The 19,280-nt window shown below is 71.9% G+C and carries 21 protein-coding genes, 1 tRNA gene, 1 other RNA gene and 1 pseudogene; 12 read left to right on the top strand and 12 right to left on the bottom strand.

The window, feature by feature from the left end:
* Nucleotides 1-19: 19 nt before the first annotated feature.
* The 4 genes from KSE_RS44775 to KSE_RS18170 all read right to left on the bottom strand — a co-directional run bounded on the left by KSE_RS44775 (nucleotide 20) and on the right by KSE_RS18170 (nucleotide 1,843).
* Nucleotides 20-193: a hypothetical protein gene (locus tag KSE_RS44775; RefSeq protein ID WP_014136795.1), complete on the bottom strand. Its 174-nt coding sequence runs from the start codon at nucleotides 191-193 to the stop codon at nucleotides 20-22.
* Between the two features lie 213 nt (nucleotides 194-406).
* The gene (locus tag KSE_RS18180; RefSeq protein ID WP_014136794.1) at nucleotides 407-664 is read right to left on the bottom strand and encodes an amphi-Trp domain-containing protein; all 258 of its coding nucleotides are present in this window, start codon (nucleotides 662-664) and stop codon (nucleotides 407-409) included.
* The gene (locus KSE_RS18175) at nucleotides 651-1,181 is read right to left on the bottom strand and encodes a carboxymuconolactone decarboxylase family protein (protein ID WP_014136793.1); all 531 of its coding nucleotides are present in this window, start codon (nucleotides 1,179-1,181) and stop codon (nucleotides 651-653) included. The genes KSE_RS18180 and KSE_RS18175 overlap by 14 nt, the downstream gene beginning before the upstream one ends.
* Entirely contained in the window at nucleotides 1,178-1,843 is a 666-nt protein-coding gene (locus tag KSE_RS18170; RefSeq protein ID WP_033259604.1) for a class II aldolase/adducin family protein, read from the bottom strand. Before KSE_RS18170 ends, KSE_RS18175 begins: the two co-directional genes overlap by 4 nt.
* Before the next feature lie 114 nt (nucleotides 1,844-1,957).
* Between KSE_RS18170 and KSE_RS18165 the strand changes: the two genes are divergently transcribed.
* The 3 genes from KSE_RS18165 to KSE_RS18155 all read left to right on the top strand — a co-directional run bounded on the left by KSE_RS18165 (nucleotide 1,958) and on the right by KSE_RS18155 (nucleotide 3,121).
* The gene (locus tag KSE_RS18165; protein WP_014136791.1) at nucleotides 1,958-2,353 is read left to right on the top strand and encodes a MerR family transcriptional regulator; all 396 of its coding nucleotides are present in this window, start codon (nucleotides 1,958-1,960) and stop codon (nucleotides 2,351-2,353) included.
* A gap of 198 nt (nucleotides 2,354-2,551) precedes the next feature.
* Nucleotides 2,552-2,833 (top strand): type II toxin-antitoxin system Phd/YefM family antitoxin, encoded by a 282-nt coding sequence (locus tag KSE_RS18160; protein WP_202523323.1) that lies wholly within the window; start codon nucleotides 2,552-2,554, stop codon nucleotides 2,831-2,833.
* A 6-nt stretch (nucleotides 2,834-2,839) separates the two neighbouring features.
* The gene (locus KSE_RS18155) at nucleotides 2,840-3,121 is read left to right on the top strand and encodes a type II toxin-antitoxin system RelE family toxin (protein ID WP_014136789.1); all 282 of its coding nucleotides are present in this window, start codon (nucleotides 2,840-2,842) and stop codon (nucleotides 3,119-3,121) included.
* Nucleotides 3,122-3,146: 25 nt separating this feature from the next.
* On the opposite strand, the gene KSE_RS18150 is transcribed toward KSE_RS18155, so the two are convergent.
* Together KSE_RS18150 and KSE_RS18145 are read right to left on the bottom strand one after the other, a co-directional pair.
* Nucleotides 3,147-4,610 carry a DEAD/DEAH box helicase gene (locus KSE_RS18150; RefSeq protein ID WP_014136788.1) on the bottom strand — a complete coding sequence of 488 codons (1,464 nt, stop codon included), beginning with the start codon at nucleotides 4,608-4,610 and terminating at the stop codon, nucleotides 3,147-3,149.
* A gap of 225 nt (nucleotides 4,611-4,835) precedes the next feature.
* The gene (locus KSE_RS18145) at nucleotides 4,836-5,039 is read right to left on the bottom strand and encodes a cold-shock protein (RefSeq protein ID WP_014136787.1); all 204 of its coding nucleotides are present in this window, start codon (nucleotides 5,037-5,039) and stop codon (nucleotides 4,836-4,838) included.
* Nucleotides 5,040-5,490: 451 nt separating this feature from the next.
* Between KSE_RS18145 and KSE_RS18140 the strand changes: the two genes are divergently transcribed.
* Nucleotides 5,491-5,712 (top strand): hypothetical protein, encoded by a 222-nt coding sequence (locus KSE_RS18140; protein WP_014136786.1) that lies wholly within the window; start codon nucleotides 5,491-5,493, stop codon nucleotides 5,710-5,712.
* Nucleotides 5,713-5,946: 234 nt separating this feature from the next.
* On the opposite strand, the gene KSE_RS18135 is transcribed toward KSE_RS18140, so the two are convergent.
* Nucleotides 5,947-7,248 (bottom strand): phospholipase D-like domain-containing protein, encoded by a 1,302-nt coding sequence (locus tag KSE_RS18135; RefSeq protein ID WP_014136785.1) that lies wholly within the window; start codon nucleotides 7,246-7,248, stop codon nucleotides 5,947-5,949.
* 505 nt (nucleotides 7,249-7,753) lie between these two features.
* Between KSE_RS18135 and aspS the strand changes: the two genes are divergently transcribed.
* Nucleotides 7,754-9,061: an aspartate--tRNA(Asn) ligase gene (gene aspS / locus KSE_RS18130; RefSeq protein WP_014136784.1), complete on the top strand. Its 1,308-nt coding sequence runs from the start codon at nucleotides 7,754-7,756 to the stop codon at nucleotides 9,059-9,061.
* Nucleotides 9,062-9,531: 470 nt separating this feature from the next.
* A pseudogene (locus KSE_RS44770) lies at nucleotides 9,532-9,615 on the top strand (NUDIX hydrolase); the annotation flags it as partial.
* A 313-nt stretch (nucleotides 9,616-9,928) separates the two neighbouring features.
* Here the strand turns inward: KSE_RS44770 and KSE_RS18125 are convergent.
* From KSE_RS18125 to KSE_RS18105, 5 genes are all read right to left on the bottom strand, one after another.
* On the bottom strand, nucleotides 9,929-10,195 hold the full coding sequence (locus KSE_RS18125) for a Txe/YoeB family addiction module toxin (RefSeq protein ID WP_014136783.1): 267 nt from the start codon (nucleotides 10,193-10,195) through the stop codon (nucleotides 9,929-9,931).
* A complete protein-coding gene (locus KSE_RS18120; RefSeq protein ID WP_014136782.1) occupies nucleotides 10,192-10,470 on the bottom strand; it encodes a type II toxin-antitoxin system Phd/YefM family antitoxin in 279 nt (92 codons plus the stop codon). The genes KSE_RS18125 and KSE_RS18120 overlap by 4 nt, the downstream gene beginning before the upstream one ends.
* Nucleotides 10,471-10,577: 107 nt before the next feature.
* Nucleotides 10,578-11,579, bottom strand: a complete 1,002-nt coding sequence (locus KSE_RS18115; protein ID WP_014136781.1) for a DUF4365 domain-containing protein — start codon at nucleotides 11,577-11,579, stop codon at nucleotides 10,578-10,580.
* 787 nt (nucleotides 11,580-12,366) lie between these two features.
* Nucleotides 12,367-12,828, bottom strand: a complete 462-nt coding sequence (locus KSE_RS18110) for a hypothetical protein (protein ID WP_014136779.1) — start codon at nucleotides 12,826-12,828, stop codon at nucleotides 12,367-12,369.
* A 329-nt stretch (nucleotides 12,829-13,157) separates the two neighbouring features.
* Nucleotides 13,158-13,242: transfer RNA gene (locus tag KSE_RS18105), tRNA-Ser, on the bottom strand.
* Nucleotides 13,243-13,374: 132 nt separating this feature from the next.
* On the opposite strand from KSE_RS18105, the gene ffs reads away from it, so the two are divergent.
* The 6 genes from ffs to KSE_RS18080 all read left to right on the top strand — a co-directional run bounded on the left by ffs (nucleotide 13,375) and on the right by KSE_RS18080 (nucleotide 19,270).
* Nucleotides 13,375-13,465, top strand: an RNA gene (ffs, locus tag KSE_RS39245) — signal recognition particle sRNA small type.
* 66 nt (nucleotides 13,466-13,531) lie between these two features.
* Nucleotides 13,532-15,748, top strand: coding sequence for a DNA polymerase III subunit gamma and tau (locus tag KSE_RS18100; protein WP_014136778.1), 2,217 nt, complete (start codon nucleotides 13,532-13,534; stop codon nucleotides 15,746-15,748).
* A gap of 151 nt (nucleotides 15,749-15,899) precedes the next feature.
* Nucleotides 15,900-16,223, top strand: coding sequence for a YbaB/EbfC family nucleoid-associated protein (locus KSE_RS18095; RefSeq protein WP_202523916.1), 324 nt, complete (start codon nucleotides 15,900-15,902; stop codon nucleotides 16,221-16,223).
* A gap of 225 nt (nucleotides 16,224-16,448) precedes the next feature.
* On the top strand, nucleotides 16,449-17,048 hold the full coding sequence (gene recR, locus KSE_RS18090; RefSeq protein WP_014136776.1) for a recombination mediator RecR: 600 nt from the start codon (nucleotides 16,449-16,451) through the stop codon (nucleotides 17,046-17,048).
* Nucleotides 17,041-17,706: a DUF5063 domain-containing protein gene (locus KSE_RS18085; RefSeq protein ID WP_014136775.1), complete on the top strand. Its 666-nt coding sequence runs from the start codon at nucleotides 17,041-17,043 to the stop codon at nucleotides 17,704-17,706. Before recR ends, KSE_RS18085 begins: the two co-directional genes overlap by 8 nt.
* A 283-nt stretch (nucleotides 17,707-17,989) precedes the next feature.
* On the top strand, nucleotides 17,990-19,270 hold the full coding sequence (locus KSE_RS18080; protein WP_033259601.1) for an aspartate kinase: 1,281 nt from the start codon (nucleotides 17,990-17,992) through the stop codon (nucleotides 19,268-19,270).
* Nucleotides 19,271-19,280: the final 10 nt, after the last annotated feature.

Raw genomic sequence — 19,280 nt, 5'->3', positions numbered from 1 at the left:
GCCGGCGCGTCCGGGCGGTTCAGCCGGCCGGTGCCCGGTGCGGGGCGTCCAGGCCGTCGGCGTAGACCCGGGTGAACAGCTCGACCGGGAACGGGGCCTGCCGGATCGGGCAGCCGTACGACCGCTCGGCCTCGTCGAAGCCGACCGGCCGCTCGACGATGACCTCGCCCCCGGGGTCGGCGAGCCGGCGCACCCGGCCGCCTGCGAACGCGGTGCTCCCGGGGATGGACGGCAGCCGGCCGGGCCGCGAGCCGAAGCCGCCGACGAGGGCCCGGACCCGGTCGGGCCCGGCGGCCGGCTCGATCGGCTCGGTGCGGTCGACGCCGAGGCCCCACGCCCTGATGACGCCCTCGTCGCGCAGCCGGGTCGGCCTTCCGCTCGGCCCTCCGCTTCCTCCGTGCCCTGCTCAGTCCGCCGACTCCCCGGAGCCCTCCGGCTGCCCGGTGCGCCAGGACATCTCGATCTCCAGCTCGATCTCGTCGCCGTCCAGCTCGACCTCGATCTCGGTCCGCAGCTCGTCGGGGATCCGCACGGTCAGCCGGCCGGGCCCGAGCTCCAGCTCGGCCTGCCCGCCCCGCCTGATCGCGGCCGCCAGCGCCTCCAACTGGTCGGCGGCCTCGGTCCGCGACAGCGTCCGCTTCTGGGTGAACTCAAGCTCCTTCACGGGAACCCTCCTGGCCCAACGGGGATACCGGACCCTGCCATCCTCCGGCCTGCCCGCCCACTCGGCACGGCGAGCGGCGGTCAGCCCCGCCCGTCCCGGGCGTCGGCGGATCGGACAGCAACTCGACGACGATCTCCAGGCCGAGCGCGTACGCGGGCGTGCCCGAGGTGATCAGCGCGGTCTCCGCGACGCCGATCAGCTCGGCGGGCGAGGCGCCCGCGTGCAGCGCGCCCCGGGCGTGGATCCGGGCGGGCTCGGCCCGGCCGAGCGCCAGCAACTGCCCGAAGTGGACCAGCTGCTGCACCCGCCCACCGAGCGGACTGTCGGCCAGCACGACGTGCCGCAGCGCGGTGAACGCCTCCTCGGTGGGCAGCCGCCCGAACGCCAGGGCCACCCGCAGCCGGTCCTCCACGGCGGGCGGGACGGCGCCCAGCGTCTCCCGGTAGCGCTCCCGCAGCGCCTCGGCCCGCGCCCCGCCGTCGGTACCGCCGCCCGTACCGGCCACGCCGCCGGTCACGACGCGGCCCGGGCGATCGAGGCCCGGACGTCCGCCAGCGCGCCGGGCGGGAAGTCCACCGCCCCGCCGATCGCGGCGGCGGCCAGCTCGGCCTCGGCGCTCTCCTCGATCGCGACCACCAGCCGCCAGGCCGCGTCCGGGTCCGGGCCGAACACCAGCGGCCCGTGGTTGGCCAGCAGCACCGCCGAGGTGGTCGGACGCCGCTCCAGCACGTCCGCGATGCCCCGCACCGACACGTCCGACCCGCGCGGCCCCCAGGGCACCACCGGCACCTCCTCGGGCTGCCCGAAGCGCAGCATCGGCTCGGTGCGGCAGGGCAGCGGCCGGTGCGCCACCGCGAAGGCGGTCGTGGCGGGCGAGTGGGTGTGCACGACCGCGCCGACCCCGGGCCGGGCCCGGTAGACGGCGGCGTGCATGGTGGTGATCTCGGCGCTGACCGACCGCAGTTCGCCCTCCAGCAGCCGCCCGTCGAGCCCGACCACCGCCAACTGCCCGGCCGTCAGGCCGCGTACGTACCCCGGGGTCAGCAGGAAGCGGTCGCCGTCGATCCGGGCGCTCAGGTTGGCGTGCCCGGAGTGCGACATCACCCCCGCCGCGAAGAGCTCCCGGGCCGCCTCGACCAGCCCGTCCGCCCGGCTCCGCCGGCCCGTCGCATCCGTCATCACAGGACCCCGACTCCCTCGTGGCGGTGGCCGGTTCGCCTCCGCCGCAGCTGACGGCCACTCTGCGACGTGAACTAGGGTTCAAGTCAAGCACCGCCCCGGGAGGAGAGCCCCGTGCGCCTGACCATCGGCCAACTCGCCGCCGCCACCGGCGTCCCCGCGTCCGCGATCCGCTTCTGGGAGCGCCACGGCCTGCTGCCCGCCCCCGAGCGCCAGGGCGGCCAGCGCCGCTACCCGCCGCGGGCCGCCGAGCGGATCGTCCTGCTCCGCACCTTCCAGCGGGCCGGCCTGAGCCTGGCCGAGGTCGCCGAGTTCCAACGCGAGCGGCCGCACCGGCAGGCGATGATCCGCGCCAAACTCGCCGAGATCGACCGCCGCCGCGCCGACCTCGACCACGCCGAACGACTCCTCGCCCACGCCCTGCGCTGCGGACGACCGGACATCGTCGAGTGCCCGACCTTCCGCGACCGACTGGCCGATGGGCCGGGCGCGGCAAGCAGCGGGCCATGATGATCGACGTCGAGGAGTACCGGCGCCTCCGCGGCCGGCAGGGCGACGGTGACGGCGGGTCGGGTGGAACACGGCGGTCCGTTCGGGCCTGCCGGATCGGTGGGCCCGGGCCGCAGTCGCTGGTCCATCGGAGCCGGCCAATCGCGGGCCGCCTTGATGTACATCTGCTACATCCAGTGCATCTGATACATTCGTGGCATGAGTGAGCCCGTGATCGAGTCCATGGCCGAGGTCCGCGGCCACCTCGCCGACGTCATCGACCGGGCGCGTCGCGAGGAGACGCCGACGATCATCACCAGGCGCGGCAGGCAGGAGGCCGTGGTGGTCGACATCGAGGAGTACCGGCGCCTCTGCCGGATAGCGGACGCCGCCGAGGAGGCGTGGCTGAACAGGCTCGCCGACGAGGCCGAGGCGGAGGGCCTGCAGGGCTCCGTCTCCCTGGAGGAGATGGCAGCACTCCTCCGCAGCCAGCAGGACTGACGCCCGATGGGCCATGTCACGCGCTTCACCGCGCGCGCTCAGCGGGAACTGCTGAAGATCGAGCGCCCCGAAGCCCTGCGCATTCTGCGTCGGCTCGCCGAACTGCAAAAGGCGATGGACGACGGCGACACGGCGGCGTTCGACCTCAAGGCACTCCAAGGGCACGCGGCCCGATGGCGCCTCCGCGTCGGCGACCACCGGGTGGTCTACACCGTCGAGAACGGTCAGCTGATCGTCTGGGTCCTGACCGTCGGCCACCGCGGCGACATCTACCGCCAGATCCCCTGATCCGCGGGGCGCCCCGCCGTCGCCGCTACGCGCCGCGCGACCGGGACGCGGCGCCGCCTGCGCCGCCGGTGCCGCCCGAGCCGTTGGCGGCCGGGCGGGGGCGGCCCGGGGCGGCCGGGCGGCCGTAGCGGGTGCGGGCGGTCGGGCGGGGGCGGCGGGGGCGTTCGACGACCGGGTCGGGGATGGTGACGGGGACGCCGGTGGGGATGCGGGCGCCGGTGATCCGGGTGAGGTCCGCGCCGCCGGCCCGGACCTCGGTGGTGACGGGGGTGATGCCGGCGGTGGCCAGCATCCGGGCCGTGCCGCGGCGCTGGTTGGGGAGGACCAGGGTGACCACGGTGCCGGACTCGCCGGCCCGCGCGGTGCGTCCGCCGCGGTGCAGGTAGTCCTTGTGGTCGGCGGGCGGGTCGAGGTTGACGACGAGGTCGAGGCCGTCGACGTGGATGCCGCGGGCGGCGACGTCGGTCGCGACGAGGGCGTCCACCAGGCCGCCGCGGAACTGCTCCAGGGTGCGGGTGCGCTGCGGCTGGGACTTGCCGCCGTGCAGGGCCGCGGCCTTCACGCCGTTCGCGAGCAGGGCCGCGACCAGGCGGTCCGCGCCGTGCTTGGTGTCGGTGAACATGATCACCCGGCCGTCGCGGGAGGCGATGTGGGCGATCGTGGCGTCCTTGTCGGCGCCCCGCACGTGCAGCACGTGGTGCTCCATCGTGCCGACCGCCCCCGCCGAGGGGTCCACCGAGTGGGTGACCGGGTCCTTCAGGAAGCGCCGCACCAGGCTGTCGACGTTGCGGTCCAGGGTGGCGGAGAACAGCATCGTCTGCCCGCCCTCGGCGACCTGCTCCAGCAGCGCGGTGACGTCGGGCAGGAAGCCCATGTCGGTCATCTGGTCGGCCTCGTCGAGGACGGTGACGGCGACCCGGTCCAGCCGGCAGAGCCTGCGCTCGATCAGGTCCCCCAGCCGGCCGGGAGTGGCGACCACGATCTCCGCCCCGCGGTTGAGCACCTGCGCCTGGCGGCGCACCGGCACCCCGCCGACCACGGTGGCCATCCGCAGCTTCGCCGCGTGGGCGTACGGGGTGAGGGCCTCGGTGACCTGCTGGGCGAGTTCGCGGGTGGGCACCAGGACCAGCGCGAGCGGCTGCCGCGGCTCGGCCTGCTGCCCGGTGGTGCGGGCCAGCACGGCGAGGCCGAACGCGAGCGTCTTGCCGGAGCCGGTCCGGCCCCGTCCCAGCACGTCGCGGCCGGCCAGCGAGTTCGGCAGCGTCGCGGCCTGGATCGGGAAGGGGCTGGTGACGCCGCGCCGCGCCAGGATGGTCAACAGGCCCCCGGGCAGCTCCAGTTCCTCGAACGAGTCGACGGGGGGCAGCGCGGGCACGGTGCTCACGGGCACCGCGAACTCCTGCCGGGAGGCGGATCCCGCCCCGCCGCCCGGTGCGGAGCCGGGGCCGGAACCGTGGCGTCGGCGCGGGGAGCGGCTGGAGCGGTTCATGCGGAGGGCCCTCCTCGGAGCGGGCGCGCCCGAGGCGCGTGGGCGGTACGCGGTACGCGATGTGCGTGCGGTACGCGGTGCGGTGCGCGACGCGACGCGCGTGCGCGGGGCAGACCGGTGCGCGACGCGACGCGCGTGCGCGGGGCAAAGCCGAGGGGCCCGCGCCGGGCACCAGGTGCGCGGCGCGGGCCCCTCGCTGCCAGGCGTGAGCCGTGGCAGTGGGAACTACAGCGGGCGAATGTTCTCCGCCTGCGGGCCCTTCTGGCCCTGCGTGACGTCGAACTCGACCTTCTGGCCCTCAAGCAGCTCGCGGAAGCCGGAGGCGTTGATGTTCGAGTAGTGGGCGAACACGTCCGGACCGCCGCCGTCCTGCTCGATGAAGCCGAAGCCCTTTTCCGCGTTGAACCACTTCACAGTGCCATTAGCCATGTAAAAAATCTCCTTCAAGGGACCTTCCGGAACCCGCACGTTACGGGGACCGAGTCACCGTGATGAGCACCCGCCCGGAAAACGTCCGGAAAACAGAAATGCGCCCGCGATACATCAGCAGGCGCACACAAAGTTCATGGGAACCACTACTGCAACTTCTTCGACTGTAGCAGCCCGGAGTCCGCAGCGGGGGGACATTTCCCCCCGGGTTTCGGCGGCCGCCGCCCCCGGTCCGCCGGCCCGGGCCCGGCCCGTGCGCCAACCCCCGTGCGGCCCGCGGCGGTTGGTCCGGCCCGCTGCGGCACCCGGCCCGGCGGGCGGACCGGCGGGCGGCGGGCCGGGGGCGCCCCCGCCGGGAGTGCCGTTCGACACATCCCTACATATCGGGCATCCGCAATTGTGACGGCCCGGAGGGGGCGCCACCCGCCCTCCACGGCGCATACTGGACTTGATGAAAAAGCCTGAAGCAGTTCGCCGGCACCTGCCCACCAGCCCCTTCAAGGCCAAGGCCGAGGCGCCCCGCAAGCACTTCGCCGTCGGCGACCGCGTCACCCACGACGCCTACGGCCTCGGCCGGGTCATCGGCGTCGAGGGCGACAGCGCCGTCCTGGTCGACTTCGGATCACGACAGGAGCGCATCGCCGAGCCCTACCGCGGGATGTTCAACCTCTGATCGTCCCGGGGACCTCCACCACGCGCCAGGCGCGGCGGGCACCGCACCGCCGCACCGGTCCGCCAGGCGGCTGTTCGCCATGCCGTCGGCCGTGCCGTGACCGCCCCCGGCATCCCGGCTGCCGGCTGCCGGCTCCTGGCGTGTGTCCGCCGGGGTCGCCCCGGCGAGGAGACGCGTGCGCGGCGGAGCAGGACGACGGGCCCGCGCAGCCGACCCGCCGTCCGGGGAGCGCCGTCAGGGCGACGGCGTGGCGGCGGGCGCGTTCTGCGCGTCGGCGGCGGCCCGCTGGGCCCAGAAGTTCGACCGGTAGGCGTCGTGGACGGCCGGGTCGTCGTACTTGAGCAGCGCCTCGTCGTTCGAGGTCAGCGCCATGTAGGTGTAGGTGTGGCTGCCGGTCCAGACGATCTTCTGGTTCGGCAGCCCCTTGTAGCCGCCCTCCACCAGCAGGTACTTGGAGTGGGTCGCGGTGTGCCCGGCCACGTCGTCGTTCAGCTGGTGCAGGGCGATCCCGCCGTACCGGGTGGGCTGGGTGAGCTGGGTGAGGACGCTCGTCCCGATGGTGTCCACCATGCGGTAGACGACGTCGACGTAGCAGCCGGCGTTGTCGAGCTCCCAGAGCTTCCTGGCCACCTCGATGCGGCTGATGTGGTGCATGGCGACGCGGATCACCGTACGCCCGTCGGTCGTGCCGTAGCCGGCCGAGTTGCCGAAGCAGGCCGGCTGGCCGTTCACCGGGGTGGCGACGGTGTTCAGGATGTCGACGATCGGGTCGGTGGTGGCGCGCGGGAAGAAGTACACCTTGGCGGGCCCGGCCTGGTACGCCACCGGATAGTCGGCGACCTGCGGAGTGCGGCCCTGCTGGGCGGCGCTCAGGGTGGCGAAGTAGCCGGCGTAGTCGTCGAACAGGTCCGCGTTCCCGGCCACGGTCATCGCGTCGTTCCACGCCGTCTGCCGGTCCCACGGCGTCTGGTTCGCCGAGGTCTGCACCACCACGTTGTCGACCGGCACGGTGCCGGTGGAACTGCCGGTGGTGGAGGAGAACAGCCAGAACTTGTTGTGGTTGTTGCTGTAGTAGGTGTCGGCCGGGTTGGGGTCCTTGGCCAGGCACGCCTCGTGCAGCGGGCAGACGCGCACCCATGACGTCGCGCTGCTCGCCTGCGCCAGCCCGGTCACGAGCCTGCCGTGGGCCTGGGCGCCCGCCGGGGTGTCCACGCTGGTGTGGTCGAGCAGCACCTGGACGTTCACCCCGCGGAGGTGCGCGGCGGACAGCCGGTCGGCCAGCCAGTCGGAGTTCAACGCCCACTGCGAGGTCATGATGGTCGAGCCGGGCAGCGCGCCGTCGATCAGGTGCGAGAGGTACCCGAATATCGCTTCCTGCTTGGCGGGGTCGGTCGGATCGTTGAAGACCGGACCAGTGGTGACCAGCGGCCCGGGGCTCGCCGCGGGGCTCGCCGCAGCCCCCGCGGTACCGGGCGCGACGGCGACCACGAGGGCCGCCGCGAGGACGGACGCGGCGAGGGCGTTGAATTTCGTCATGGCCGGTGAGTGTAACTTCGCCCACGCACTCTCCCCCCCGCGTGGTTTCACCGACCCGGGCCCTCCCGAATCGGCGGACGGAGAATGCGCGGCGGACGGCCGACGGCGCGGGAACGGGATTTCGCCGACCCGGCGAACGGGCGGTCGCCCAAGGAGCCAGGGCTTTTCCCGCACCCCGCCGGACGGGGACGAACGAGACTGCGACCGGGAAGGACCGCAAGGTCAGACCGTCCTCACCCCGTGCGTCGTCAAGCGGGCGGACATCCCCGTTCCGGTACGACCTCGACGGGCTGATCGATGTCCACGTCGGCTTCCACGAGATCATCGACCGCTACGAACTCCCTTTCCCCTCAGGTGCGTTCGGTCTCGCATGATCGCGAACGGCTTAATTCGGCCGCACCGGAGGGACGGGTTCGGTTACGGTGAGCCAGTCCCCCCGGGCGGCCGTCTACCGCCCGACGCCATCGGCGCGACCAACGCGCCCGCAACCAGGGAGTTGCCAGCCATGACGCGCACCCTCGTCGCAGACCTGCCCAGCCACCTCGACGAGACGGTCACCGTCTACGGCTGGATCAACACACTCCGGCTCCAGCGGCGCATGCAGTTCGTGCTGGTCCGCGACCACACCGGCCTCATCCAGGTCACCCACGCCCGGGGCGGCGAAGGCGACGAGATCGAGGCCGCCTTCGAGCGCGTCACCGCCGAGTCCGCCGTGAAGATCACCGGCAAGGTCGTCGGCAACCCGCAGGTCAAGCTCGGCGGCCTGGAGATCGTCCCCGAGCGCGTCGAGGTCGTCTCCCCGGCCGAGCCGAAGCTGCCCATCGACGAGCACACCGGCCTCGACCAGCGACTCGACTGGCGCTTCCTCGACATCCGCCGGCCCTCGCAGCACCTGGTCTTCGCGGTGCAGACCACCGTCGAGCAGGCCATGCGCGAGGTCACCGCCGAGGAGGGCTTCACCGAGCTCCACACCCCCAAGCTGATGGGCACCGCCTCCGAGTCCGGAGCCGAGGTGTTCAAGGTCGACTACTTCGAGCGCACCGCCTACCTCGCCCAGTCCCCGCAGTTCTACAAGCAGATGGCCATCGCCGCCGGCATCGACAAGGTCTTCGAGATCGGCCCGGTCTTCCGCGCCGAGCCGTCCTTCACCTCCCGCCACGCCACGGAGTTCACCGGCGTCGACGCCGAACTCGCCTGGATCGACGGCGTCGAGGACGTCATGGCCTTCGAGGAACGCCTCCTCCAGCGCGTCCTCCGGCGGGTCTCCGAGCGCCACGGCGACGCCGTCACCGAGCACTTCGGCGCCCGAGTCGTGGTCCCCGAGACGCCGTTCCCGCGCCTCACCATGGCCGACGCCCTCACCAAGCTCCGGGCCACCGGATGGGACCCCGAGGGCGCCAAGGACGACCTCGACCCCGAGGGCGAGCGCAGGCTCTGCGCCCTGGTCGCGGAGGAGACCGGGCACGAGTTCGTGTTCGTGACGCGCTTTCCCGCCTCGGTCCGGCCCTTCTACCACCTGCGGCCCGAGGACGACCCCACCGTCACCGAGTCCTTCGACCTGCTGTGGAAGGGCGTCGAGATCACCACCGGCGCCCAGCGCGAGCACCGCCACGAACGTCTCATCGCCCAGGCCCGCGAGAAGGGCATGGAGACCGAGCCCCTCGCCGGCTACCTGAACTGCTTCCGCTTCGGCACCCCGCCCCACGGCGGCCTCGGCCTCGGCCTCGGCAGGCTCCTCATGCTGCTCCTGGGCCTCCCCACCATCCGCGAAGTCACCTTCCTCTTCCGCGGACCCCACCGCCTGGAGCCGTAACCGGGAACGCCCGCGGGACCGCAGCGAGCCGTCCCCGCACCTACGGACGGAGGGGCGCGACTCGTGGATCCCGAGCCCCCGCCGTCGTCCCCTGGGCGTTCCCACCCGCACCGCGCCGCCGCCCGCCAGGACCAGACCGCTCCGGCAAGGAGTCCGTCGAATCCCACGGCGATCACGGCCTCCTGGCAGTCAGCCCGGCCGTCAAACGGCGCCCTCCGGTGCCGGCCGACGGCTGGCACGCACACAAGACGCACGATGGCCGGGCCAGTTCCCGGCCACCGGTGCAGCGCTGAACGAGCGTCAGGTCCTTGACCTGCTGCATGTCCCGCTCGACACGTCCTGCCGTTGTCCCCCCACCGCAGACCCTCGCGGATCGTACTCGGCCAGCCACAGGCCATTACCGTGCCGGGCTTCGTGGGAGCGAGCACCGGAAAAGCGGGCACATCCGCCGTTCGGCAGCCGGGTGAGACGAGGAGCTGGACGCGCTTGCCTGGTTGGCCCTTGTCGAGATCCCCGCGTACGTGCCGTACGGACTCTTCGAGCCGGTGCAGTAGTACTTGAACGTCGCGCTCCCTTCGCGGTCACGCTGAACCGGAGGGTGCCTGATCCGTGAATCCGCTCCGGCTGTTGAGGCAGGGAACGCCGAAGGCCCGGACCGCAGGTGCGGTCCGGGCCTTCGATCAGGCGGAGGATACGAGATTCGAACTCGTGAGGGGTTGCCCCCAACACGCCTTCCAATTCTCCTCAGCGCTGTCCATCAGGGTTCACGGCTGTCCCGACCTGCAGCGGGCGAAGCGTCGGACGGTGCTTGAACCCGGCTGGACCAGGGTGAACGAGACCAGGAATGAGACCACGGGGCTCCGTGTCTCACTTGCCGTAGTGGTAGCGGCAGGCGATGACGCACAAGGTGTCGGCCTGCTCGTCCAGGACGTAGATCAAGCGGTGTTCCTGGTCGATCCTGCGAGACCAGGCGCCGGCGAGCTCGTGCCGCAGGGGTTCGGGCTTGCCGATGCCCTCGTTGCCGTTTCGGCGGATGTCGTCGATCAACAGGTTGATGCGCTTGAGGAGCCGACGGTCGTCCGCCTGCCAGGACAGGTAGTCGGCCCAGCCGTGTTCGGTGAACTGGACTTTCACGCGCTCTGCTCGGCGAGGTCCTCGGGGTCGATCAGTTCGCGGGTCGCCGCACGGCCTTCCCGGTACTCCTGCAGGGAGCGGCGAAGGTGTTCGGCGTTGGCCGGGGACCGCAGAAGGTAATCGGTCTCACGGAGCGAGGCGTACTCGGCCAGCGAGACGACGACCAGCGGCTCGTGGCCAGCACGTGTGATGACGAGCTCTTCGGCGTCACTCTCGACGGCGTCCAGCGCGGCGGCAAGGTTGCCGCGGAGCTCGGTAGCACTCATCGTCTTCATGGCGTACAGAATAACGTACATCTATCGAGCGGGCCAGGGGTGCGGCTAGGGTCGGGCCCCTGCCGCAGCAGTGAAGCCGGATTCAGTAGTGCTCGTCGGCCGTACCGTCAGGGTCGAGGTCCGAGTTCCGCCACGAATTCCGGTTCGAGGTCGCCTTCCTCGCGCATGGCCGAGATCGAGCGCTGGAGGAGTTCCGGCTCGGCCTCGAACCAGGTGACGATGCGGTCGATGACGTACTCGTGCAGTACGTCTGCCGCGATGATGGCGTGCTCCACAGGTTCTTCGCCTGTACAGTTTGGGCACCCTTCGCAGTCGTCAGAGTCGAAGACGGTCTCCGATTCCTCGTCCGCCTGTCGAGTGGACATGAAGCAGGAGGCGACCCAGATGGTCTCCGCCCGACTCAACCCTAGGTCTTCTGCTGACGACAGGTCGTGGTCGTTCCATATGCGAGCTGCGGTCTCGTCGTCTGCCGCGAAGTCCGGAGGCGGCATCTCGGAGCGCATCAGGGACGCCAGGCTGACGAGATGGGGTTCCCAGTCGAGTGCACTGTGCAGCAGGGTGGCGAGTGCATCTCCTGGGCTTCCCCAGAAGATGAGGTCTTCGTCGTAACCGTTGACGATGTGCAGGACGTGGTCCGCCGGGTCGAATTCGACGCCGGACATCTCTCCCAGGTGGGTGAGGACGGCCTGCCTGTCCCGGTATCGTCCCACGTAGCGACGGGCCTGTGCGACGAACGACTCCATGGTCGCGGCGGCCAGTACCGCGTTGGGGCTGACGCCGATCACTTTCGGGCGATTGAAGGGGCCGGATCGGCGGAGCTGTTGAGTCGCGTTCGCCCAGAAGAGCCGCTTGTTGCCCGGGTCGTACACCACGCAGTAGACGGGGATGTTCCCGTCCGCCCAGGTGTCGCCGTGGCGGCTGACGGGTACCGCGTAGCCGTTGGCCCGCCGCCACTTGTCCCCACCTTTGACCTGGACCCTGATCACGTTGCTCGTCACGTGCTCGTCCTCGACGAACGTAACGTAGAGGTCTTCGCCGAAGTCGTTCTGTCCGGATATCTCTTGGACGATGTGGTCATGCTCCTCGAGGAGGGTGCGTACCGCGTTCACGGCTGCCTGGCTGACACACCGTCCCTTCGAGATTTTCGGCATGTCGCCCTCTCCGGAGGTTCCCCACCGCCCGGCGTGGGTCCCGGCGCGGCATCCTCCGGTGATTCTGTCCTGCCCTTCCGACACGAGACCAGCGCGCGAGTGCACGCGACACGATCGATGGCCGAGGCGGAGAACGCCGAAGGCCCGGGCCGCAATTGCGGTCCGGGCCTTCGATCAGGCGGAGGATACGAGATTCGAACTCGTGAGGGGTTGCCCCCAACACGCTTTCCAATTCTCCTCAGCGCCGTCCGCCGGGGTCTACGGCCGTCCTGAACTGCAGCGAAGCACACGGCTGGGCGGCGGCTGAACCTGGTTGGACGGGGGTGAATGAGACCAGAACTGAGACCACGCCGCCCGTTGCCTGCAGCCGGATCGATCCGCTTCGCTGTGGGTCAGCTGTCCGTGTCTTTGGGATGCCGGGGCGAGGCGTAGACGAGATGGACGGTCCGGCCCGGCTCATCTACGAGGCGGCGTACGCGTCCGCCGGCGGTCACCTCGTACTCCCACTGCGGTAGTTCTTCCCTGCCGAGGGCACGGGACGCAAGGCGGCCTCGGAGGCGGTGCTGCCGATCGGGGTCGCTCGTGGACAGGGGATTGGCGCGGAGGGCTTCGAAGCAACGCCGGGTATTGCCCGGCGCCTCCGTGCAGAGGTCGCCCCACCCTTTGGCGACCTCGCTGGTGGCGAACCGCAGCCGCCACGCGTCGCCGACCGGTGGCGGCGGGACGTCGTCTCCGCGCTTGGGGCTCACGGGGCGAGCACCTCGCCGTGGTCGTCGCCCGGGAGCGGCTCGGTGAGCCGGGCGCTCAGTTCGGGGTCCGCCAGGATTCTCGCGGTTGCCCGCCACTCGACGATCACCCGGTGCAGGTTGGCGTGGACGTCCAGCTCCACCACGTCACGGGTGGCGTTCACGAGGTCGACGACGAACTCGCGTACCTCCTCGGCCGACAGGTGCCGGGTCCAGGGGAAGACCTCGGGGAGGGCGAGGAGGACCGCACGCGCACCCTCGTCGCTGGTGATCAGCGCTGCGAACAGGCGCGCGGTGACATCGGCGGTCTCCTCGCGCTGGCGGTCGTGGCGTTCGGTGGTCAGGTACAGGTCCTCGCCGTCACGACGGGTGACGTGGACGCGCTGCGCCTGCTCGACGGTGTCCGCGACGCGCTTCGAGTTCTTCGACAGATCGGAGAACGACACGGTAAGAGTGGACATGCGGCCACGCTACTTCGGAATACGTTCCGAAGTCAATGTGCAGGTGCACCTAATGGGGTGCGGGCTTCCGTGCCGTGGTTCGAGAGTATGGCGGGAGCGCCTGGAGGGACCTGACGTGTGGAGATCTGCAGCAGCAGGGGGTGGTGCAGCGCTCGGGTTCATAGCGTTCGCCGCCGTACTGCTCCGATCGACGAGGGCGGTCCTGCGGCTGGCGGCCGACGTGGTGCGCTCCTGGCACGATCTCCGACATGCCCTCTCGAGTCGTTCTGATCAATCATCAGGAAACGCCGAAGGCCCGGGCCGCTGAGCGGTCCGGGCCTTCGATCAGGCGGAGGATACGAGATTCGAACTCGTGAGGGGTTGCCCCCAACACGCTTTCCAAGCGTGCGCCCTAGGCCTCTAGGCGAATCCTCCGTGGGAGAGCTTAGTACATGTCGAGGGGTGGTTGCGACCACGCTCTCGCAGGTGGGTGGTGGGGCGGGGCCTGCGGATCGGAGTCGGGGGTGGGTGGGGGGAGTGGGGGCGGGGATCCGCTACTCTTGGGGCAGCCCCTCGTGTGGCGCTATCTCGCTGAACCCCCCCAGGGCCGGAAGGCAGCAAGGGTAGGTGGGCTCTGGCGGGTGCACGGGGGGTCCTTGCGTTTCCGGGGGAGATCGCGGGCGGGCGTCGGCGTTTGTCGGCCGGGCCGGATATCTTCGGGGGTGTGTCCCTAGCCCTGTACCGCCGCTACCGCCCCGAGACCTTCGCGGAGGTCATCGGGCAGGAGCACGTGACCGCCCCGCTCCAGCAGGCCCTGCGCAACAACAGGGTCAACCACGCGTACCTGTTCAGCGGGCCGCGCGGGTGCGGGAAGACGACGAGTGCCCGGATCCTGGCCCGCTGCCTGAACTGCGAGCAGGGGCCGACGCCGGATCCGTGCGGGGAGTGCCAGTCCTGCCGGGACCTGGCGACGGGCGGGCCGGGGTCGATCGACGTGATCGAGATCGACGCCGCTTCGCACGGTGGTGTGGACGACGCGCGCGAGCTGCGCGAGCGGGCGTTCTTCGCGCCGGTGCACAGCCGGTACAAGATCTTCATCCTGGACGAGGCGCACATGGTGACCTCGGCCGGCTTCAACGCGCTGCTGAAGGTGGTGGAGGAGCCGCCGGAGCACCTGAAGTTCATCTTCGCGACCACCGAGCCGGAGAAGGTGATCGGGACGATCCGGTCCCGCACGCACCACTACCCGTTCCGGCTGGTGCCGCCCGGCACGCTGCGCGACTACCTGGCGCAGGTCTGCGGGCGGGAGGAGATCCAGGTCGAGGACTCGGTGTTCCCGCTGGTGGTGCGGGCCGGCGCGGGTTCGGTGCGTGACTCGATGTCGGTGATGGACCAGCTGCTGGCGGGTGCCGGCGAGGCCGGCGTGACGTACCCGATGGCGACGGCGCTGCTCGGCTACACCGACGCGACGCTGCTGGACGAGGTGGTGGACGCGTTCGCGGCGCAGGACGGCGCGACGGTGTTCCAGGTGGTCGACCGGGTGGTCGAGGGCGGGCACGACCCGCGGCGGTTCGTGACGGACCTGCTGGAGCGGCTGCGCGACCTGGTGATCCTGGCCACGGTGCCGGACGCGGGCGAGAAGAGCCTGATCGACGCCCCGGCCGACCGGATCGCGGTGATGCGGGCGCAGGCCGACCGCTTCGGTCCGGCCGAGCTGAGCCGCGCCGCGGACCTGGTGAACACCGGCCTGACCGAGATGCGCGGCAACGCCGCCCCCCGGCTGCAGCTGGAGCTGATCTGCGCCCGGGTGATGCTGCCCGGCGCGTACGGGGACGAGCTGTCGGTGCAGGCGCGGCTGGACAAGCTGGAGCGCCGGGCGGCGACGGGCGGCTTCGCCGCGCCGGTGGCGTTCCAGCCCCCCGCGCAGCCGCCGCAGTTCCAACAGCAGCCACCGCAGGCCCCGCAGCCGGCCCCCGCGCCGTACGCCGAGCAGCCCGTGCCCGTGCAGGCGGCCCCCGTGCAGGCGGCCCCCGCCCCGGCGGCTCCCGCCCCGGCCGGCCCGGCCCCGGGCGCCTGGCCGATCCCGCGCAGCTTCGCGCCCGGCGAGCAGGCGCCGCAGTCGGCCCCCGCGCCGGCCCCCGTGCCGGAGGCCCCGGCGCCCGCGCAGCCGGCCCAGGCCCAGGCCCAGGCCCCGGTCCCCGCCCCGGCGCCGGCCCCGGTCCCGGTGCCGCAGCCGGCCGGCGGGCAGCCGTCGGCGGCGGCGCAGCAGGGTGCGGCGCAGATCCGGCAGATGTGGCCGCAGATCCTGGAGGCGGTGAAGAACCGTCGCCGGTTCACCTGGATCCTGCTGAGCCAGAACGGCCAGGTGGCCGGGTTCGACGGCAGCACGCTGCAGGTGTCGTTCGTGAACGCGGGCGCCCGGGACAGCTTCGTCGGCAGCCACAGCGACGAGGTGCTGAAGCAGGCGCTGTCGGACGCGCTGGGCGTGGACTGGCGGGTGGAGTGCATCGTCGACCCCTCGGGCGGGACGAACCCGCCGTCGGCGCAGTCCGCCGCGGCGCCCGCGCAGCCGGCGCCCGCGGCCGGCGGCTGGGGCGCTCCGCAGGCCCCCCGGCCGGCCGCGCAGCCGCAGCCGCAGCCGCCCGTGCAGCAGGCCCCGGCGCCGGTCGCGCAGCCGCCCGCCCCGGCGCCCGTGTCCGCCCCCGCGCCCGCTCCCGCGCCAGCGCCCGTGCAGCAGCCCCCGCAGTATCAGCAGCCCCCGCAGGTCCAGCAGGCGCCGCCGCAGCCGTACCGGTCGTCGCAGCCGCAGGTCGCGCCGGAGGACGACATCCCGGAGGAGGACGACCCGGATCTCAAGGAGGACGTCTTCTCCGCCCAGGAGCTGATCGTCCGCGAGCTGGGGGCGACGGTGCTGGAGGAGATCCACCACCGCCAGGGCTGACGGTCCGGGCGGGAACTGACGTGGGGCCGACCGGCGGCCGCGTAGGCTCGGGGGCGAGGTGCCGGTGCGGGCGGCTTCGGTCGGGTCGCGCCGGTGTGTGGAGTGTCGACGGATCGAGGAGAGTCCCGTGTTCCCTGGTGGTCAGCCGAACATGCAGCAGCTGCTGAAGCAGGCCCAGAAGATGCAGGAGGACCTCGCCCGGGCGCAGCAGGAGCTGGCCGACGCGCGGGTGTCCGGCTCGGCGGGCGGCGGTCTGGTGGAGGCGACGGTGTCGGGCGCGGGCGAGCTGGTCGCGCTGAACATCGCCCCGGCGGCGGTCGACCCGGAGGACACCGAGACCCTGGCGGACCTGGTGCTCGCCGCGGTGCGCGACGCCAGTGCGGCGGCGCAGAAGCTGCAGGCCGAGCGGATGGGCCCGCTGACCCAGGGCCTGGGCGGCGGCGGTGGCACCGGCATCCCCGGTCTGCCGTTCTGACCCCTCCGGGGCCTGGAGCGGGCCCGTCCGGGCACGTCCGGGCTCGTCCCGGCCCGTCCGGGCACGCCCGGTGCGGGGGTCGGAACCCCCGGTCACGGGTTGTGTGATTTATGGGCCAGTAGGGCGTCGGGCGGTGTGTCCGGCGCCCGATTCGTTGGATGATGGCACCGGAGCGGACTCCGGTACGGCACCGGGGCGGACTCCGGTCGAAGGAAGGCGTGGCAGGTGTACGAGGGCGTGGTGCAGGACCTGATCGACGAGCTGGGCAGGCTGCCCGGGGTCGGTCCGAAGAGCGCCCAGCGGATCGCCTTCCACATCCTGCAGGCCGATCCGGTGGACGTGCGCCGGCTGGCGCACGCGCTGCAGCAGGTGAAGGAGAAGGTCCGGTTCTGCGCGGTCTGCGGCAACGTCGCGGAGGCCGAGCGGTGCCGGGTCTGCCTGGACCCGCGCCGGGACCTCGCGGTGATCTGCGTGGTGGAGGAGTCCAAGGACGTGGTGGCGATCGAGCGGACCCGCGAGTTCCGCGGCCGCTACCACGTGCTGGGCGGGGCGATCAGCCCGATCGAGGGGGTCGGCCCGGACGACCTGCGGATCCGCGAGCTGATGACCCGGCTCGCGGACGGCACGGTCACCGAGCTGATCCTGGCCACCGACCCCAACCTGGAGGGGGAGGCGACCGCGACCTACCTGGCCCGGCTGTGCAAGCCGATGGGCCTCAAGGTCACCCGGCTGGCGAGCGGACTGCCCGTCGGCGGGGACTTGGAGTACGCCGACGAGGTCACCCTCGGCCGGGCGTTCGAAGGGAGACGACTGCTCGATGTCTGACCGAACCGACACCACCCCCGACCTGCCGGGCCCGCTCGGGCGGAGCGAGGCCCCGGACGACTTCGCGGTGCAGATCGCGGACTCCGTGGAGAGCTTCGTGCTGGCCGTCACCGAGGTGGCCAAGGGCGACGAGCCGGGCAGCGCGATCTCGCTGCTGCTGCTGGAGGTCTCGCAGCTGCTGCTGGCCGGCGGCCGGCTGGGCGCGATCGAGGACGTGCTCCCGGACGACCGCTTCGAGCCGGACGCGGGCCCGGAGCCGGACGGCGTGGAGCTGCGCGAGCGGCTCGCCGTGCTGCTGGCGCCGATCGACGTCTACCACGAGGTGTTCGACCCGTACGGTCCGCCGGAGAAGCCGAGCGCGTTCCGGATCTCGGACGACCTGGCGGGCGTGGTCAGCGAGCTGGGCCACGGGCTGACGCACTACCGCGAGGGCCGGGTCTCGGAGGCGCTGTGGTGGTGGCAGTTCTCCTACCTGTCGAACTGGGGCTCGACCTGCACGGCGGTGCTGCGCGCGCTGCAGTCGCTGATCGCGCACGTCCGGCTGGACTCGCCGCTGGGCGCGGTGCCGGACGGGGCGGACACCGACGACGACGGGCTGACGGACGAGCAGCTGGAGCAGCAGGCGGGCGACCTGATGGCGGCCGAGCTCGGCCTGTAGCGGCGGGCGGGGCCCGGAGGCGGGCCCCGGAGGAACGCTCCGGGATCCCCGGTCCGGGCGCCGGTGTGACGCAAACGTCATCCGGGGCCCGGAGGCGAAGATTCCGGGAGCCCGGCGGGGCTCGGGCGGCGATTCTTCGGGGCGGGCGGCCGGGGCCCGCAGACCTGCCGGTCGGCGGTGACCAGAGTTCGATATTCGTATCTCAGCATGTGAAAGGCGTCGGCCGGAGAACCCCTGCTCGTTAGACTGGCCGCGACCTACCACCCCAAGTCGAGGAGCCCCCGTGGGCCTTGTCGTGCAGAAGTACGGCGGCTCATCCGTCGCGGATGCCGAAGGCATCAAGCGCGTCGCCCGCCGCATCGTGGACACCAGGAAGGCCGGCCACGAGGTCGTCGTCGTGGTCTCCGCGATGGGTGACACCACGGACGAACTCATCGAGCTCGCGGAACAGGTGACCCCTATTCCGTCCGGCCGCGAGTTCGACATGCTGCTGACCGCCGGAGAGCGCATCTCGATGGCGCTGCTGGCCATGGCGATCCGGACGCTGGGCTTCGACGCCCAGTCGTTCACCGGCAGCCAGGCCGGCGTGATCACCGACTCGACCCACAACAAGGCGCGCATCATCGATGTGACGCCGGGCCGGATCCGTGCCGCCCTGGACGAGGGCAACATCGCGATCGTGGCGGGCTTCCAGGGCGTGTCGCAGGTCTCCAAGGACATCACCACGCTGGGCCGGGGCGGCTCGGACACCACCGCGGTGGCGCTGGCGGCCGCGCTGGGCGCCGAGGTCTGCGAGATCTACACCGACGTGGACGGCGTGTTCACCGCCGACCCGCGGGTGGTCAAGAAGGCCCGCAAGATCGACTGGATCGCCTTCGAGGACATGCTGGAGCTGGCCTCGTCCGGTTCGAAGGTGCTGCTCGACCGCTGCGTGGAGTACGCGCGGCGCTACAACATCCCGATTCACGTACGATCGTCGTTCTCCGGTCTCCCGGGAACGATCGTCAGCGGCAGCAACCCGAACAAGCCCGAAGGGGGCGAGATGGAGCAGGCCATCATCTCCGGAGTCGCCCACGACACGTCGGAGGCCAAGGTCACCGTCGTCGGCGTGCCCGACAAGCCCGGTGAGGCCGCCCGGATCTTCCGCGCCATCGCGGACGCCGAGGTCAACATCGACATGGTCGTGCAGAACGTGTCGGCCGCCTCCACCGGTCTGACCGACATCTCCTTCACCCTCCCGACCAACGAGGGCCAGAAGGCGATCGACGCGCTGAGCCGCGTCAAGGAGGGCATCGGCTACGAGTCGCTGCGCTTCGACGACGCGATCGGCAAGATCTCGCTGGTCGGCGCCGGCATGCGCTCCAACCCGGGCGTCACCGCGACCTTCTTCGAGGCGCTCTCCGAGGCGGGCGTGAACATCGAGCTGATCTCCACCTCGGAGATCCGCATCTCGGTGGTCACCCGCGCGGAGGACGTGCCGGAGGCGGTCCGCGCCGTGCACACCGCGTTCGGCCTGGACAGCGACACCGACGAGGCGGTCGTCTACGGCGGCACCGGCCGCTGAGCCGGCGCCG

The organism is Kitasatospora setae KM-6054, assembly GCF_000269985.1.
GTDB classification, from domain to species: Bacteria; Actinomycetota; Actinomycetes; order Streptomycetales; family Streptomycetaceae; genus Kitasatospora; species Kitasatospora setae.
The sequence above is the reverse complement of the archived record's forward strand: the minus strand, read 5'-3'. Positions and strand labels throughout refer to the sequence as shown.

Coding starts and splice junctions, on each gene's coding strand:
- KSE_RS18085 (WP_014136775.1), top strand. CDS start 17,041: ATGTCTGACCGAACCGACACCACCCCCGACCTGCCGGGCCCGCTCGGG.
- KSE_RS18160 (WP_202523323.1), top strand. CDS start 2,552: ATGAGTGAGCCCGTGATCGAGTCCATGGCCGAGGTCCGCGGCCACCTC.
- KSE_RS18155 (WP_014136789.1), top strand. CDS start 2,840: ATGGGCCATGTCACGCGCTTCACCGCGCGCGCTCAGCGGGAACTGCTG.
- KSE_RS18145 (WP_014136787.1), bottom strand. CDS start 5,039: ATGGCTAATGGCACTGTGAAGTGGTTCAACGCGGAAAAGGGCTTCGGC.
- KSE_RS18095 (WP_202523916.1), top strand. CDS start 15,900: ATGCAGCAGCTGCTGAAGCAGGCCCAGAAGATGCAGGAGGACCTCGCC.
- KSE_RS18140 (WP_014136786.1), top strand. CDS start 5,491: ATGAAAAAGCCTGAAGCAGTTCGCCGGCACCTGCCCACCAGCCCCTTC.
- KSE_RS18170 (WP_033259604.1), bottom strand. CDS start 1,843: ATGACGGATGCGACGGGCCGGCGGAGCCGGGCGGACGGGCTGGTCGAG.
- KSE_RS18120 (WP_014136782.1), bottom strand. CDS start 10,470: ATGAAGACGATGAGTGCTACCGAGCTCCGCGGCAACCTTGCCGCCGCG.
- KSE_RS18135 (WP_014136785.1), bottom strand. CDS start 7,248: ATGACGAAATTCAACGCCCTCGCCGCGTCCGTCCTCGCGGCGGCCCTC.
- KSE_RS18150 (WP_014136788.1), bottom strand. CDS start 4,610: ATGAACCGCTCCAGCCGCTCCCCGCGCCGACGCCACGGTTCCGGCCCC.
- aspS (WP_014136784.1), top strand. CDS start 7,754: ATGACGCGCACCCTCGTCGCAGACCTGCCCAGCCACCTCGACGAGACG.
- KSE_RS18110 (WP_014136779.1), bottom strand. CDS start 12,828: ATGTCCACTCTTACCGTGTCGTTCTCCGATCTGTCGAAGAACTCGAAG.